Below are 16581 nucleotides of genomic sequence, written 5' to 3'. Positions count from 1 at the left end.
AATACCCCTCCTACATTTTTAGGATATGTTATATAAGTTGCTGGGTCAATATCATAATACCCGAATGCAGATGAAATTAAACGGTCGTACCCAACAGACTCATACTATGTATCCATTCAAGTATATTATATAGTTCACCCACTATTTTAGTTTATTTCGATTCAATTAGCAAATATTAATTCTTTATAATTCATTGTTTTTTAGTCAATTTACATCCTTTTTCAAGCACAAAAACACTTTTTTGCGGAATAATAGAAGGATCGTTATAATGAATATAAATGATTTACCCTAGACGATACTAAATAATAGCAATCACTTGGAAAGGTGTTTAGAATATGTACGACGTTATTATAATTGGGGGAGGCCCCTCTGGACTTATGGCTGCCATCGCAGCAGCACAACAACAAGCTAAGGTTCTCCTCCTTGACAAAGGGGACAAGCTGGGTCGTAAACTTGCCATTTCGGGAGGGGGGCGTTGCAACGTAACCAACCGTAAGCCTCTGGATGAATTAATTAAAAACATTCCTGGAAATGGTCGCTTCATGCACAGCCCTTTTTCCATCTTTAATAATGAGGATATTATTCAATTCTTTGAAGAGATGGGGATTAAGCTAAAGGAAGAAGATCGAGGACGAATGTTTCCCGTTAGTGATAAGGCAAAAACAGTGGTGGAAACCCTCCTTAGAAAAATCTCTGATTTAGGGGTGGAAATGCGCACCCACACAACAGTCAAAACCGTACGCTATGATCATGAAAAAGTTCTCGGAGTGACCCTTATAACAGAAGAGGAGATTGATTCTAGAACTGTCATTGTGGCGGTTGGTGGTAAATCTGTCCCGCATACAGGCTCGACTGGAGATGGCTACGCTTGGCAGAAAAAGCAGGCCATACGATTACTGAATTATTTCCAACAGAGGTTCCTATCACTTCACAAGAACCTTTTATCAAGGATAAATCTTTACAAGGATTAGCCCTGCGAAATATCCATTTATCTGTCTTGAATCAAAAGGGAAAATCTCTCATTACTCATGAGGGAGATATGCTCTTTACTCATTTTGGAATATCAGGTCCTACAGCTTTGCGCTGTAGTCAGTTTGTCGTGAAAGAATTAAAAAAAGGGGCTTCTCAGGTTCAGATGGAAATCGATCTTTTCCCAGACCTTTCTTTTGAACAGCTCAATCAATCTACCTTAGATCGACTGAAGCAAGACCCTAAGAAAGCAGTAAAAAATGTTTTAAAGCAAGTGGTTCCTGAAAGGCTTCTTCCACTTCTTTTCGAAAAATCAGAGCTTCCACCTGATGTCACCTTTGATCATCTACCAAAGTGGCGTTTCATGATTTTATTCAATTATTAAAACATCTGCCAATTCAAGCAAATGGGACCCTTTCTATCGAAGAAGCCTTTGTCACAGGCGGAGGAATCAACCTAAAAGAAATCCATCCTAAAACCATGGAATCGAAAAAGATGGAAGGGCTTTACTTTTGCGGTGAAATCCTAGATATCCATGGATATACAGGGGGATATAATATCACCTGCGCCTTTTCAACAGGCTATGTAGCCGGAAAAAGTGCGGGAGAACAAAGTCTTCTGTTGGTATAAAATGCTCTTCCCTAAACCATCTTAAAAGAATCAATGCTATGCTTACCTATGATTCAAAAGGAGGGGAAATAAAATGACCCAACAACATAATCAGATGGAACCGGTCTGGATGAATTCCTATCATTGTGTCTTTGATCGCTCATTTGAGCAGTATGTAGACGAGCTCCCTGCACCAGAAAGCCTGATTCATGAATTACAGAGCAGAAAATACATTTTTTGCTGGTTACACTCGCCGCTCATCGAAGAAGTTATGACAGCCCCAGGAGATACGACAAAAATGGAATTAGTGGGAGCTTCTTATTCCAAGGAAAATGGAAGCCCTGTACAAACAGCCAAATACTATCGATTCGGAAGAACAGGTGATAAGGATTTTCTTATGGTGGCAGAGGATGGAGAGATTCAAGATGGACTTACTTTTCAAGAAATGATTGAAGAGGGTTCAAATATCGATCCCATCCAGAATGATTTGAGGTAGGGAATTCCCTGCCTCTTTGTTTTTCTTTATACATAATGTCCTCTATCTCCCTCCTTTCCTATTACAACACTTTTCATGCTTTTTGTATTCATGTACAATAGATACCGTGTGGAAGGAGCCTGACGATCATGACAATAGAAGCAAAAGAAACTCCCTTACTCTGGGAGATAAACGATATCATACATGGAATTCTCACCTTCGTTCCATTTTTGGTGAGAAAATCTTTAAAGTCCCTCTTGATGCCGGCTTTACTTGCCTAATCGAGATGGAGAAATTACGACAGGAGGCTGTACGTTTTGTAGTGCAAGAGGTTCAGGGGATTTTGCAGGAAAAAGACGAGATGATCTCGTTACCCAATTCAATGATGTGCGAAGCCGAATGCACCAAAAATGGCCTGACGCCAAATACATTGCCTATTTTCAAGCCTATACGAACACCTACGCTCCAGCCGAAGAGCTACGTGAGATGTATGAGGTCATGCTAGAGCAGGAAGGGGTTGTCGGTATCTCGATAGCCACACGCCCAGACTGCCTGCCTGACGATGTGGTGGAATTACTCGCTGAGCTGAATCAGAAAACATATCTCTGGGTCGAGCTAGGGCTTCAAACCTATCATGATCATATTGGAGAATTAATCAATCGTGGGCATGATTATCAATGTTATCTAGAGGGGCTAGAAAAACTAAGAAAGCATAATATACGTGTCTGCTGTCACATTATTTATGGCTTACCTCAGGAAACAGAGGAGATGATGTTAAAGACCGCTCACGAAGTCTCCAAGCTAGATATTCAAGGGCTGAAAATCCATCTGCTACATTTAATGAAGAAAACACCTATGGTCAAACAATATGAACAAGGACTTCTTCAGTTTTTAGAAAAAGACCAATATGTAGATCTCATTGTTCGTTCCTTAGAGATCATGCCACCTGAGCTGATTATTCATAGAGTGACTGGTGATGCTCCCGCAGATTTACTAATAGGACCTCTATGGAGCAAGAAAAAATGGGAGGTACTAAACTCTATCGACCGAGAATTTACCAATAGGAATACCTGGCAAGGGAAGAAATGGAACCCTGCTATTCAAGTGGGATCTGGGAAGGGGATATAGAGATGAGCTTACAAGCGATTCTACCGTTCACACGTTCCCTGTTACAAGAAGTCGTAGATCGAGGTGATACAGTTGTTGATGCGACCATGGGCAATGGCTTAGACACGCTGTTCCTTGCTACTCTTGTCGGGAAAGATGGAACTGTTTTTGCCTACGACATCCAAGAGGAAGCGATTCAAAAAACGAAAGAACGTCTAATAAGAGAGGGGCAGCTCACACAAGCCCAGCTTCTGCTTAAAGGACATGAAACCATGGAAGAAGAGCTCAGCCAACTGACTAAGCCCATTTCTGCGGCAATGTTTAATCTAGGCTATCGTCCTGGGGGAGATAAGGAGATTGTCACGTATCCCAAAAGCACGATCCAAGCTCTTCATATTTTATCTCGCTACTTAAAAAAAGATGGGATCATTACTCTCGTTGTCTACTCAGGTCATGAGCAAGGAAAAGCGGAAAAAACAGCCTTATTAGATGAAATTCGTGCTTGGGATCAATCACTCTATAGCATTTTAAAATACGAATTTATTAACCAGCTAAATCATCCTCCCTTTTTAATCGCCATTCAGAAAAAATAAAAAAACATTAGTAATAAAAAACACCTGTAGGGCATGGCTAGCTACTGCCCCCGCAAGGTGTTTTTTATCAATTCAAGTTGTTTAGGAATCCATATTTTGTTTAATACTTTCAACACTCTTCATTGTTTCGTTTAAATGATGAGCAATTTTCTCATTATCTTCATTTAAATTCTGAATCGTAGCATTCATTTCCTCTAAACTAGCTGTTGCTTGCTGGATAATTGCCGCAAAGCTCATCGTATGCTCCTCAGTCGTAGCCGTTTGTTCTTTTACGTTGGTAGCTAAACGTGTAAAAGTATCTAGATTATGATCAAGCGAGGTGAGAGTCTTATGCACCTGACCGATAATGGTATTGACGATATTCGTTGCCTCTAAGTTATGATAGAAGGCTTCACTACTATTTTTCATTTTATCAGAAGCTTGTTCATTCGCTACATTCACTTCATTTAGATTCAGTGTGATTTGCTCTGTCGTCTTCTGTGTCACCTCAGCCAGCTTTCTAATCTCTTCAGCAACCACAGCAAATCCACGACCATGCTCCCCTGCTCTTGCAGCTTCTATAGAGGCATTTAGAGCTAATAGATTGGTCTGTTCGGTAATTTCTTTAATATTATTTGCTAAGATGTTCGTTTCTTTATTTTTCTCAGTCAGCATGGTATAGACCTTACCCAACTCATCAACCTCTAATTTAAGCTGCTGCATTCCTTCAATTAAAAGATTCATTTTCTCTTTACCTTCTGTTGTAATTTGACTTGCCTCAATAGCATCGCTTTTAAGAACCGTTGAGTTTTGATCTACTTCACCCATCGCTCTCATTGTTTCTTGAGCCATGGAAGCAATATCTGTGATCTGATCGCTTTGCTTGACACTGCCTTCAGATATTTCATTTACTGCCAGCATCATTTCACGTTGTGCTCGCAAATTGCTTTGAGATTGTTTATATATTTCTTCCATATTACTGATCATCGTTTTAACGTCATGCTCTAGTCTTTGTTTTTTACGTTCTTTAGCAATCGCTTCTTGCTCCTGTTGCAGCATGATATCGTTGATACTGCTAGACAGAGTTCTATTTATACTCATGGTGACAAACATAATAATGGCAATATTAATAAAGACTAAAATAAGATTTCCTAATTGATCTTCTAAAAGCATCGTCCCTTTCATAAAAGATTGGATATTAATGCCTAGAAGAACCACTCCCATTGTTGCCCCCGAAATAAACAACGGTCGATAAGCATGAATGGAAGAGAGAACCAATAGATAAAAAGGCAAGATCATTCCGGAAAGAGATGCACCTCTAATCAATGTAATAATGGTAAAAACGATAAACAAGACGACAATAACAATATAAGGAACATACCTTTGTACTTTTACTTTGCTGAATTTATCTAAGGCTAATACAAACAATGTAATGAGAAGTCCAGATAATGCTGTATTATAAATGATAGGAGATGTGTTCTGCACAAAATTATTAATATAAGCTGATAAATATGAAATAATGACAATCACATACAATAACGTGTTCTTTTTAATTAAATCCCTCTGCCTAAGTTCAGAAATCTTAGAATTTTCCATCGATGTCCCCCCTAAAATAGATGAATAATAGTGATGCCTAGAATTGACTCTCTATTCAATATATCGGGAAATGTAAAATATTTATTAAATTAATTTTTTGCTATGATCCCTATCCAAATTCCTATGAAAACAACGTTAACATGGTACAATAAAGACATGAAACATTGACCAAATAAAATGAGGTGCATGACATGATATTGCCGTATAAAGGAAAGGAACCACAAATCGCTTCCTCTGTCTTTTTAGCTAAAGGGGTTGTCGTAACCGGAGAAGTGAGCATCGATGAAGAAACAAGCGTATGGTATAACACAGTCATACGTGGAGATGTTTCTCCAACCATCATAGGAAAACGAGTCAGTATCCAGGATAACTCGACCCTTCATCAGAGTCCTTCTTTCCCACTTATAATTGAAGATGATGTAACGGTGGGGCATAACGCCATTTTACATAGCTGTCATATCAAAAAAGGGGCTTTAATTGGAATGGGTGCCATTATATTAGATGGAGCAGAAATTGGAGAAGAAGCGATGATCGGGGCTGGTTGTTTAGTCCCACCCGGAAAAAAAATTCCGCCTCGAACTTTAGCCGTAGGTTCACCAGCCAAGGTTGTCAGAGAATTAACCGAGCATGATTACTCAGAGTTAAGACGAATTCGTCAAAGCTATGTCGAGAAAGGACAATACTACAAAGAATTAGAGCTAAATTGGAACGATTCAAACTAGCGATAAGATCCTTCAAGGATTTTATCGTTTTTTTCTTTTTTGGAGAAGCTATGAAGTAAGGAATTTTTGCAAATTTTTTCTCAAATATAGTATACAATATATTTTTCAATGTGTTATACTATTTTCATTCACAGAGGAATAACTTAAGCATATATAGTAATTATACCTTACTAAAGAAAGGGATGTTGGATCGTGGGCATAATGAGTTATCCCCTTGCACTTACTTCATTACTAGAAGGAAACGCACATATTAATTTATCAACCGCTGAGTTGATTGAACATAGTGTAAGAAAAAACGAAGGAGTACTTACACCTACTGGTGCCTTAAGCACAAAAACAGGGAAATACACCGGGAGATCCCCTAAGGATAAGTTCATTGTCCAAGAGCCTAGTGTCACGAATCATATAGACTGGGGAAAAGTAAATCAACCAATTTCAGAAGATATTTTTGATAAACTATATGTTAAAGTTCTAAAATACTTAAAAGGTAAAGAAAGATATGTGTTTAACGGCTTTGCTGGAAATGATCCGCGTTATAGCCTGCCTATTCGTGTTATTAACGAATTTGCTTGGCACAATTTATTTGCACGTCAGCTCTTTGTTCGTGAGCAAGCGGGCGAATCGCTCCACGAGCCTTTCACAATCGTATCTGCTCCTGGATTTAAAGCAAATCCTGAAGAGGATGGTACAAATTCCGAAGCCTTTATTATAGTTCATTTTAGCAGACGTATCGTCCTTATTGGTGGAACGGAATATGCTGGAGAAATGAAAAAATCTATTTTCAGTGTAATGAACTATCTCTTACCTATGAATGATGTCTTTTCCATGCATTGTTCTGCTAATGTGGACAACGAAGGACATGTCGCTTTATTCTTCGGTTTATCAGGAACAGGGAAAACAACTCTTTCAGCAGACCCACAGCGCAGATTAATCGGTGATGATGAGCATGGCTGGTCAAAGGATGGAGTCTTCAATATTGAGGGAGGCTGCTATGCAAAATGTATCCAGCTTTCAGAAGAGAAAGAACCTCAAATATGGAATGCGATTCGTTTTGGTGCTGTACTTGAGAATGTAGACTTTGACCCTGAAACCAGAAAGATTGATTATGATAGTAATAAATATACGGAAAATACAAGAGCGGCTTACCCAATCGAACATATCCCGGGAGCTTTGAGCCCTGGTGTAGCGGGTCATCCAAATGTCATTGTTTTTTTAACAGCTGATGCATTCGGGGTTCTCCCTCCCATTTCTAAGCTGACGAAGGAACAAGCGATGTATCATTTCCTTTCAGGCTATACGAGCAAACTAGCGGGAACAGAACGTGGAGTAACGGAACCAGAGGCTACCTTCTCCACATGCTTTGGCGCTCCTTTCCTACCACTTGCCCCTCAAGTCTATGCCGAGATGCTAGGAAAAAAAATGGAGGAACACCAAACAGACGTCTATCTTGTTAATACGGGCTGGTCTGGAGGACCCTATGGAGTGGGGAAAAGAATGAACCTCCCCTTCACCCGAGCCATGGTTACCGCAGCCTTGAACGGAAAACTGCAAGATGTTGACTTCGTTCAAGATCCTATCTTCGGACTTCATGTACCGACTCAATGCCCTGATGTACCAAGTGACGTCCTTCAGCCCAGACAAACATGGAATAACGTAGAAGAATACGATCAGAAGGCAAAAGAACTAGCTCAGCTCTTTATTACTAACTTCGAAAAATTTAAAGACATCTCGGTAGATATTAAAAAAGCTGGTCCTCAATTACCTTCTTAAATATCAGAAAGTGGTCTCTGTTTACAGAGCCACTTTTTTTGTGTGTTTTTTAATCAGCTATTATCAACTCAATGGCTGGTTTTGTGACTAGGTATTCACACATTTCTTTCTCCCGGCATAGAATGCATCATCCCCATATCTATGTCAAAGGAGTTGTCAGTTGAAAATGAAGAAGCTTCGCCTTGGTCTTTTCCTGCTTGTTTTCTCATTGTTCTTCACTCTGCCAGCTTGTTCTGGCAGTACAGATAATCCAACCGTTCGAATTGCCGAAGTAACGCGTTCCATCTTCTATGCGCCGCAATATATAGCTCTCTCCCAGGGATTTTTTGAAGAAGAGGGATTAGAGGTTCAAATAACCACGACCTGGGGTGGTGATAAAACAATGACCACGCTGCTATCAGATGGAGCAGATATCGCTCTTGTTGGTAGTGAAACAAGCATCTATGTCCACCAACAAGGCTCCGATGATCCTGTCATCAATTTTGCTCAGCTTACCCAAACCGACGGTACATTTCTTGTATCTAGAACAGAAATGGATTCATTTTCCTGGGATGATCTAAGAGGCAGTGTCTTTCTAGGACAACGAAAGGGAGGGATGCCACAAATGGTCGGTGAGTACGTACTCAAGAAAAATGGGATTCATCCTGATCATGATCTAGAACTCATCCAAAATATTGATTTTGGTAACATTGCGAGTGCTTTTGCCTCTGGTACAGGACAGTTCGTTCAATTATTTGAACCTCAGGCAACCCTTTTCGAAATGGAGGGAATTGGGCATGTTGTGGCTTCTTTTGGAGAAGAAAGCGGACACGTTCCTTATACAGTTTTCATGGCTAAACAAAGCTACTTAGAAAAGAATCCCGAAACAATGCAAAAGTTCACCAACGCTATTTATAAAGCTCAAAAATGGGTCTATGAACAGCCCAGTGAAAGAATTGCAGAAGCCCTCCTTCCTTTTTTTGAGGAAACGGATGTTCATCTAATTACAGCTGTAGTTGAAAGATACAAAAAACAACAATCCTATGACCCGACTCCTCTTCTCGATGAAGAAGAGTGGGATCGACTACAAGATATTATTGAGGAGGCTGGTGAACTGCATAAACGAGTCGATTATAAGACGTTAGTTAATACAGACTTCGCCAAAAAGGCAATGCAAAAATAAGCTTTGTTATCTCAGTATTTTCCTAATGAGGAGGAATGATATGTCTTCGGTCCCGTTTATTCAATTAGATCATGTGTCTCACACTTATGTAACGAATAAAGAGGCGATCACAGCACTGGATAACATTCACTTCTCCATCACCAAAGGAGAATTCGTCAGTTTAGTTGGACCCAGTGGCTGCGGCAAGAGCACCATCCTATCTTGTCTTGCTGGACTAATAAAACCTACCTTTGGGCGTGTCCTCATTGGTGATCAAGAGGTTCAAGGACCTAGTCATCAGGTAGGTTACATGCTCCAATCTGATTATTTATTTGAATGGAGTACCATCATTCAGAATGTCTTGGTTGGTCTAGAGGTGATGCGCATGGCAACAAAGGAACGAGTTCATTATGCTAATTACCTGCTGCATGAAATGGGGCTGTCCTCATTTAAACAGCACTATCCCTCCCAACTTTCAGGTGGAATGCGCCAGCGTGCAGCTCTTGTTAGAACTCTGGTTTCCAACCCTGAAATCCTTCTTCTTGATGAGCCATTCTCTGCTTTAGATTACCAAACCAAATTAAAGCTTGAGGATTTGGTTTCAGAAACACTAAAAAAGCATAACAAAACAGCCATCCTCGTTACTCATGACATTGGGGAGGCGATTGCGATGAGCGACCGCATTCTTATTTTAGATCACTCCCCAGGGAGAATAAAAGAAGAAGTGCTTGTTCCGGAAACGATTCGTCATACTCTCCCCTTTCGAGCACGAGAAGCGAAGGAATATCATGAACTCTTTCAGCATATTTGGAAGGAGCTTGATCAAGATGAAACATGATTCTAGCTCTATTTACAAGCAATACAGGGAACAAAAAAAGAAAGAAAGAATGAAAGTAATTCTTGTACAGCTAAGCTTGCTTATTGGTTTCTTCGCTTTTTGGGAGATGGCTTCACGTAATCAATGGATCAATCCTTTAATTTTCAGTCAACCCTCCAAGATTTGGACTCTTTTTCTTGAAAAAATAATGGATGGCAGTCTTCTCCCTCATGTATCCATTACCTTATTTGAAACCATCATCGGTTTTATCCTTGGAACTGTTTTAGGAACCGTATTTGCTAGTGTCATATGGTGGTTTCCTTTCTTAAATAAAGTGTTGGAGCCTTATTTAGTCGTTTTAAATAGCATGCCTAAAGTGGCTCTAGGCCCCTTGCTCATTGTTGGATTGGGTCCTGGTTTTTTCTCTATCATGGCCATGGCTTTAGCCATTACAGTTATCATCACCACTATTGTGGTCTATACCAGCTTCAAAGAAGTAGACCCTAACTACATTAAAGTGATTCGTACATTTGGAGGGAATAAAAAAGAGATCTATTCACGGGTAATTTTACCTGCCTCTTTTCCAACGATTATCTCTACCTTAAAGGTAAATGTGGGTCTTGCTTGGGTGGGTGTTATTGTCGGTGAGTTTCTCGTTGCTCAAAAAGGATTGGGGTATTTCATTATCTATGGCTTTCAGGTCTTTAATTTCACCCTTGTTTTGCTGAGCATTTTAATTATCGCTTGCATTGCTACACTTATGTATCAGGTTGTTTTCTTTATTGAAAAAAAATTAATTAAAAATCGATCTAGCAACTATTCCACACTTCTTTACCATAAAAAAAGCCATACCAAGAAGATATGACATTTTAAGTATTTATAAAGGATCACCTGTCTGCCAAAGATCAGGGACCATATGAGAAATGGGAGTCAATTGTACGACATAATAAGCAAATTTAGATTCTAGTAGCCATAAATGCCCTGTTTCCCAAGGAATAAACAGAAGAACATGAATGACGATGAGCAGAATAATCAATACTTCCACAAATCCCAGAACGGCTCCCAACCAACGATTGGCAAAATTCAAAACCGGTAAAAAAGTGACAAGATGCAATAGTCGTCCAATAAGCTTTAAAGCGATCCTCGTCCCAAAAAAAAGCAACGCAAAAGCCAAGACAGAATAAAATAGGCTCTCTACATTAAACCACTGAAGAATCGAGGTTGACCCCACCTCTTGATTGGCAAAAGGATAGGGAACCCACGATTGTAAGTGAGGAGAAACTTCTCTAAAGAAACGATACGCTACAAAATAGGAAACAATAAAACTGCATAAATGGATCACTTGTAGGACAAATCCTCTACGATATCCCATCAGGATTCCGATGATGAGTAGAATGAAGATGACGAGATCAATATTCATGGCTTACTCCTTTGTCAATTCTTCCAACAGAGATCGCAGTTCCTCATGCTCCTTTTGCAAACGGAAGAGTTCATCTGCAATATTAATAGCAGTTAGCACAGAAATTTTTGTGGTATCTAAGATAGGGGACTTTTTGGATATTTGATTCATTTTTTCATCCACATAGGTTGCTACCTTCTGAATATGGTCTGTACTGCTTTCTCCCATTAAGGTGTATTTTTGACCGTAGATATCTACGGTCATTTTGTTTTTAGATTGTTCAGTCACAAAAGAGCCCCTCCTTGGACCTTGCTCTATTAATCCTCTCTTGGCAGCCCATTACTTTCTCAATTGAGCTTCCCATTTTTCCTCCAACGTTTTGACAATGCGGTCATGAACCTCTTGTACCTCTTGATCCGTTAATGTTTTCTCAGGATCTAGATAAAGTAAACTAAAGGCTAAGCTTTTCTTTCCTTCCTCTATTCGATCTCCTTCGTACACATCAAACAATTGAACCGCTTTTAAGAGCGGAGCTCCTGCCTGTTGAATGTCTTGAGTGAGATCGCCAGAGATCACTTCCTTCTTCACGACGACAGCAAGGTCCCTCTGTATGCTTGGGAACTTAGGTAGCGTCGTATATACGATATCGTCTTGAACCTGCTCAACAATTTTATCTAAGCTTAGCTCAAAAGTATAGCTAGGATCAATGTCTAATTCTTTTTGCTTTTGTGGATGAATTTGTCCTAGAATTCCAATGGTTTCTCCACCTGCTATGATGCGGGCGGTTCTCCCTGGATGAAAGCCTCAAGAGTAGCCGCTTCAAATTGATAGGAAGCTATTCCAAGCTTCTCCAGTAAGCCCTCGATTATTCCCTTAGCTACATAAAAATCCACCGGAACCTTGACCTGTTGCCAAGGATGGACTTGCCATAGACCAGTCAATACACCCGCTACTAGTTCATTCTCTTGAGGCAGGGTGGTTAGCTTTTCTTCTTCACTTAAAAAGATATGCCCTATTTCAAATAGCTGTGTATCTAGCTGTTTTCTATTCTTGTTATATCCTACTACTTCAAGCAAATTAGGAATGATGGATGTACGAAGATGACTACGCTCTTCACTCATAGGCATGGCTAAGCTGACTGGGTTAGCTTGCTGTGCAAATATTCCTTTCCATTCTACATTCTTTTTGCTTGTTAAAGAATAGGTTATGATTTGATGCAAACCTGCCCCTTGCAGGAATTTCTTGACGATTCCTCTTATCTTTTGTTTTTTCGTTCTTGAGCCCGGAGTCGTGACTCCACTTGGTAAGGTGGTCGGAATCAAGTCGTAGCCATAGAGTCTTGCTACCTCTTCCATTAAATCCTCTTCAATCGTTATGTCTGGGCGTCGTGTAGGAACCTCAACACAAATTTCATTCCCTTTGTTCTCATATTCGAAAGACAGACGGTCAAAGATTTGCGACACCTCTTCCGTTCTAAGAGAGGTTCCTAATACTTTATTTAAACGAACAATATTTAAGCAGATATCCGCTCTCGGAAAATCCTTCACTTGCTCTTCAGCCATACCGCTGATAATTTGCCCACCTGCTAACTCAGCCAACAAGGAAGCAGCTCGGTTAGCAGCAGCTTGGATTCTTGCAGGATCTACTCCCTTCTCGAAGCGTGAGCTTGCCTCCGAACGAAGCCCCAATAGCTTAGAAGTATTTCTTACTGAATGTCCTGCAAAGTAAGCAGATTCAATAATGACATCCTTCGTTTCATTGGTAACCTCCGAATTAGCAGCTCCCATCACACCCGCCACCGCAATGATTTTTTCTGGATCTGTGATCAGAAGCATTCCACTGGTTAAGGCACGCTCTTGGTCATCAAGTGTAACGACTTTCTCCCCATCAGTTGCTTGACGGACAATAATATGCCCTTCTTTGATTTGAGATGCATCAAAGGCATGTAACGGCTGTCCATATTCAAGCATAACATAGTTTGTTACATCGACGACATTATTTATAGGTCTAATTCCCGCAGCGATCAAGCGATTCTGTAGCCATAGAGGGGAGCGACCAATTTGAACCCCTTTGACCATTTTTGCTACATAATATGGGCATTGCTCCTTCGCTTCGATCGTAACCTTCACCTGAGCTGAAATGCTTTCTTTCTCCTCCTGCAAACGAACCTCAGGTAGACGTACCTCTCGATTTAATATAGCTCCTACCTCGTAGGCAACTCCAAGCATACTTAAACAATCGGAACGATTCGGAGTTAAATCCAGTTCAAGAATAGCATCATCTAAATCCAAATGATCAATGACTGAACTTCCGATGTTTAAGTCCTCAGGTAAGACCATGATTCCTTCCTTAAATTCTGCCGCTACGAGTCGTTCCTCTATTCCTAATTCTTGTGCTGAACAGATCATCCCATGAGAAACTTCTCCACGCAACTTGGCTTTCTTGATTTTAAAATTATCAGGAAGAGTGGCTCCGACTTTTGCTACAGCTACTCTCTGCCCCGTATTCACATTAGGGGCTCCGCAAACGATCTGAACAGGCTCTTCTTCTCCTAGATCTACCTGACAGACACTTAGTTTATCTGCATTCGGGTGCTGCTTTCTCTCGACAACATGCCCAATAACCACGTTTTCGATCCCTTTTCTTCTCTCATGAATCACATCAACTTCGATTCCAGCACGAGTGATCTTTTCTGCTAATTCCTTGGCAGAAACTCCACTTAGATCAATATATTGACTTAACCATTTATATGAAACAAGCATTTTATATTTCCTCCTTCAATCTCTTACACTGAGTAATAATGATGACCTTTCCCTTTAGATCCTATTAAATTGCTTTAGGAAACGAGAGTCATTCGTATAGAAGTGTCTGATATCGTCTACTCCATATTTGAGCATGGCAATTCTCTCTACCCCCATACCAAAAGCAAAGCCAGTATAGATTGCCGGATCATAGCCAGACATCCTTAATACATTGGGGTGTACCATACCAGAACCTAAAATTTCTATCCAGCCAGTCTGCTTACAAACCCTACATCCCGATCCCTTACATAACATACAGGATAGATCTACTTCAGCACTAGGTTCAGTGAAAGGAAAGAAGCTTGGACGCAGACGAATTCGTTGATCCTCTCCAAACATTTCTCGGGCAAATTGCAGTAATATTCCCTTCAAGTCACTCATGCTAATATTCTTATCTACATATAACCCTTCAATTTGCATAAATTGATGTGAATGTGTAGCATCGTCATCATCACGACGAAAGACCTTCCCAGGACAGATAATTTTAACTGGAACCTCCCCCTCCATTTTTTCCATCGTTCTTACTTGAACAGGAGAAGTATGGGTTCTTAATAAAATTTCTTCTGTAATGTAGAAAGAGTCCTGCATATCGCGAGCTGGATGCTCTTTTGGCAGATTTAATGCCTCGAAGTTATAATAATCCGTTTCAACCTCAGGACCTTCAGCGATCTTAAAGCCCATTCCCAAGAAGATCTCCTCGATTTGTTCGACAACAGCTGTTAGCGGATGCGTACTACCTGCATGAACGGGTCTTCCCGGCAAAGTGACATCAATCGATTCAGTTGCCAGCTTTTCATTAAGCTTGGCTTCTTCTATCGCCTCTGCCTTTTCCTTCACCGCTTCTTCTATTTCTCCGCGAACATCATTAACTAGCTGACCCATCAGCGGTCTTTCCTCTGCTGGCAGCTGCCCCATTCCTCTAAGAACCTCAGTGATAGGGCTCTTTTTTCCTAAATACTCTACCTTAACATCCTGTAATTCTTTCTCGTGATTAATTTGAGCAATTTTCGCTAAAGCTTCATCCTTCAACTGCATTAATTTTTCTCTCATCTGCCTATATCTCCTTTTCTCATTCGTTAGAAAACATAAAAAAGCCTCTCCCACCTAAGGGACGAGACTTTCGCGTTACCACCCTAATTAAATATTCTGCTCAAACAGAATATTTCTCTTCATTAAAGGATAACGGGATGTTTTTCCCGGTACCTGCTACATCATCCATTAAGCTGAATGGTTCACAGGACAGCTCCAGAGGGAATTCAATCAATAGATTCCTTAAAAGTGCTCACAGTCTCGACACTTTCTCCCTGAAAAGGATCACAATTGATTTACTCTTCTCTTTCCACGCTGTTACTATTATTTGCTATGTAAAACCAAAATTTTTCTCTATTATATGAAATAAGCTAGGAAAATGCAAATCTTTCGTTCGATTTTTTGTTCTAAACAAGCCATTATTTCTTCAGTAAACTCTGGGTATGGTATAGCAGGATTCCTGTTGCAATGGCAACATTGAGCGATTCTGCCTGTCCCCATATGGGAATCTTAATCTTCTGATTCATTTGCTCTAACAGAGCTTCCTGTACTCCCTCCCCTTCGTTCCCCATCACAATGGCAACCTTGGATTCTGGAGTTATTTCTAATTCACGAAAATCTATGGCATCTGTTAAGCTGGTGCCATATATCTGCCAGCCTTCTTGCTGCAATTGCACGATGTATTCCTGAAGCTCTTTTTCAATAAGGGGCAGATGAAAGGTAGACCCCTGAGAAGAACGTAATACCTTACCTGAAAAAGGATCCACCGTTCCTTTTCCTAATACAACCGCATCTACTCCTGCTGCATCCGCTGTTCGGATCATCGTCCCTAAATTTCCGGGATCTTGTATTTGATCAACAAGTAACATTAATTTGGCTTGTTTCAGCCAATCCTCATTTGTTGGACTTGGACGCTTTTTGATCACGGCAGCAATCCCTTGAGGTGTTTGCGTTTCTGATAGCTCTGAGAAAAGAGGGGCAAGGATTTCTATTTTTTCTTGCATCAGTACAGGATATTTTTTCATCCATTCATCAGGTACACGATACTCGCTGGAAACAATAAAATCAACAATCGCCCAATCAGATTTTAAAGCCTCTTCAACAAGATGCTCTCCTTCGATTAAAAAAAGTCCACTTTCCTTGCGTCCTTTTTTGGTATGTAGTTTTTTCCACTCCTTAAATCGTGGATTATTTTTGGATTCAATCATTATCATGCTATGCCTCCTAAGGATCTTTCCTTCTTATTATGTCATTCATACTATACCAAAATTCAGACCATACTAGTATTGTTAAATGTACAAACCGGAAGGAGTAAACAAGATGAATTTAAATTTAAGGAATGCCATTATTAGTAATATAAATGGGAATGATGAAAGTCAAATTAGGGATACCATTGTAGATGCCATCTCCAGTGGAGAAGAAAAGATGCTACCTGGCTTAGGAGTATTATTTGAATTGATGTGGAAAAAAAGCTCCCCTGAACAGCAGGAACAAATCATTCACAATATTAAAGAAAGCTTGAATTAGGGCAATTGCTCTCAAAAATGAAAATATAGGCTGACTCACTTGAAACC

At 40.1% G+C, this 16581-nt stretch carries 13 protein-coding genes, 3 pseudogenes and 1 other annotated feature; of the genes and pseudogenes, 10 read left to right on the top strand and 6 right to left on the bottom strand.

Annotation, left to right across the window (positions count from 1 at the left end; genetic code table 11):
• The first annotated feature begins 335 nt into the window (after positions 1 to 335).
• The 4 genes and pseudogenes from JCM10596_RS22970 to mnmM all read left to right on the top strand — a co-directional run bounded on the left by JCM10596_RS22970 (position 336) and on the right by mnmM (position 3753).
• A pseudogene (locus JCM10596_RS22970) lies at positions 336 to 1599 on the top strand (BaiN/RdsA family NAD(P)/FAD-dependent oxidoreductase).
• A gap of 73 nt (positions 1600 to 1672) precedes the next feature.
• On the top strand, positions 1673 to 2074 hold the full coding sequence (locus tag JCM10596_RS00285; protein WP_025025439.1) for a hypothetical protein: 402 nt from the start codon (positions 1673 to 1675) through the stop codon (positions 2072 to 2074).
• Between the two features lie 106 nt (positions 2075 to 2180).
• Positions 2181 to 3181 (top strand): annotated as a pseudogene (gene mnmL / locus JCM10596_RS22965) (tRNA modification radical SAM protein MnmL/YtqA).
• Between the two features lie 2 nt (positions 3182 to 3183).
• Positions 3184 to 3753 carry a tRNA 5-(aminomethyl)-2-thiouridylate-methyltransferase MnmM gene (mnmM, locus tag JCM10596_RS00275; RefSeq protein WP_025025438.1) on the top strand — a complete coding sequence of 190 codons (570 nt, stop codon included), beginning with the start codon at positions 3184 to 3186 and terminating at the stop codon, positions 3751 to 3753.
• A gap of 81 nt (positions 3754 to 3834) precedes the next feature.
• Here mnmM and JCM10596_RS00270 read toward each other — a convergent pair whose 3' ends face one another.
• Positions 3835 to 5328, bottom strand: coding sequence for a methyl-accepting chemotaxis protein (locus JCM10596_RS00270; RefSeq protein WP_025025437.1), 1494 nt, complete (start codon positions 5326 to 5328; stop codon positions 3835 to 3837).
• 191 nt (positions 5329 to 5519) lie between these two features.
• On the opposite strand from JCM10596_RS00270, the gene JCM10596_RS00265 reads away from it, so the two are divergent.
• From JCM10596_RS00265 to JCM10596_RS00245, 5 genes are all read left to right on the top strand, one after another.
• Entirely contained in the window at positions 5520 to 6050 is a 531-nt protein-coding gene (locus JCM10596_RS00265; RefSeq protein ID WP_025025436.1) for a gamma carbonic anhydrase, read from the top strand.
• 201 nt (positions 6051 to 6251) lie between these two features.
• On the top strand, positions 6252 to 7820 hold the full coding sequence (gene pckA / locus JCM10596_RS00260) for a phosphoenolpyruvate carboxykinase (ATP) (protein ID WP_034680189.1): 1569 nt from the start codon (positions 6252 to 6254) through the stop codon (positions 7818 to 7820).
• Positions 7821 to 7986: 166 nt separating this feature from the next.
• Complete coding sequence (locus tag JCM10596_RS00255) at positions 7987 to 8982, top strand: ABC transporter substrate-binding protein (RefSeq protein ID WP_025025434.1); 996 nt, start codon at positions 7987 to 7989, stop codon at positions 8980 to 8982.
• Between the two features lie 40 nt (positions 8983 to 9022).
• Positions 9023 to 9799 (top strand): ABC transporter ATP-binding protein, encoded by a 777-nt coding sequence (locus tag JCM10596_RS00250; RefSeq protein ID WP_025025433.1) that lies wholly within the window; start codon positions 9023 to 9025, stop codon positions 9797 to 9799.
• Positions 9789 to 10643 carry an ABC transporter permease gene (locus JCM10596_RS00245; RefSeq protein WP_051541082.1) on the top strand — a complete coding sequence of 285 codons (855 nt, stop codon included), beginning with the start codon at positions 9789 to 9791 and terminating at the stop codon, positions 10641 to 10643. The genes JCM10596_RS00250 and JCM10596_RS00245 overlap by 11 nt, the downstream gene beginning before the upstream one ends.
• A gap of 12 nt (positions 10644 to 10655) precedes the next feature.
• Here the strand turns inward: JCM10596_RS00245 and JCM10596_RS00240 are convergent, their stop codons facing one another.
• The 5 genes and pseudogenes from JCM10596_RS00240 to JCM10596_RS00220 form a co-directional block, all read right to left on the bottom strand.
• On the bottom strand, positions 10656 to 11198 hold the full coding sequence (locus JCM10596_RS00240) for a CvpA family protein (protein ID WP_034680163.1): 543 nt from the start codon (positions 11196 to 11198) through the stop codon (positions 10656 to 10658).
• 3 nt (positions 11199 to 11201) lie between these two features.
• Positions 11202 to 11465: a cell division protein ZapA gene (gene zapA, locus JCM10596_RS00235; protein WP_025025430.1), complete on the bottom strand. Its 264-nt coding sequence runs from the start codon at positions 11463 to 11465 to the stop codon at positions 11202 to 11204.
• 51 nt (positions 11466 to 11516) lie between these two features.
• A pseudogene (gene pheT / locus JCM10596_RS22960) lies at positions 11517 to 13939 on the bottom strand (phenylalanine--tRNA ligase subunit beta).
• Between the two features lie 54 nt (positions 13940 to 13993).
• Positions 13994 to 15028 carry a phenylalanine--tRNA ligase subunit alpha gene (gene pheS, locus JCM10596_RS00225; RefSeq protein WP_025025429.1) on the bottom strand — a complete coding sequence of 345 codons (1035 nt, stop codon included), beginning with the start codon at positions 15026 to 15028 and terminating at the stop codon, positions 13994 to 13996.
• Between the two features lie 54 nt (positions 15029 to 15082).
• Positions 15083 to 15329, bottom strand: a binding site (T-box leader).
• Between the two features lie 97 nt (positions 15330 to 15426).
• Positions 15427 to 16221, bottom strand: a complete 795-nt coding sequence (locus JCM10596_RS00220) for a TrmH family RNA methyltransferase (RefSeq protein ID WP_025025428.1) — start codon at positions 16219 to 16221, stop codon at positions 15427 to 15429.
• A 106-nt stretch (positions 16222 to 16327) separates the two neighbouring features.
• Between JCM10596_RS00220 and sspI the strand changes: the two genes are divergently transcribed.
• Complete coding sequence (sspI, locus tag JCM10596_RS00215; protein WP_025025427.1) at positions 16328 to 16534, top strand: small acid-soluble spore protein SspI; 207 nt, start codon at positions 16328 to 16330, stop codon at positions 16532 to 16534.
• The last annotated feature ends 47 nt before the right edge of the window (positions 16535 to 16581 follow it).

Origin of the sequence: Caldalkalibacillus mannanilyticus JCM 10596 (assembly GCF_000615945.1) — a bacterium.
Taxonomy (GTDB): Bacteria; Bacillota; Bacilli; order Caldalkalibacillales; family JCM-10596; genus Bacillus_AT; species Bacillus_AT mannanilyticus.
The sequence above is the reverse complement of the archived record's forward strand: the minus strand, read 5'-3'. Positions and strand labels throughout refer to the sequence as shown.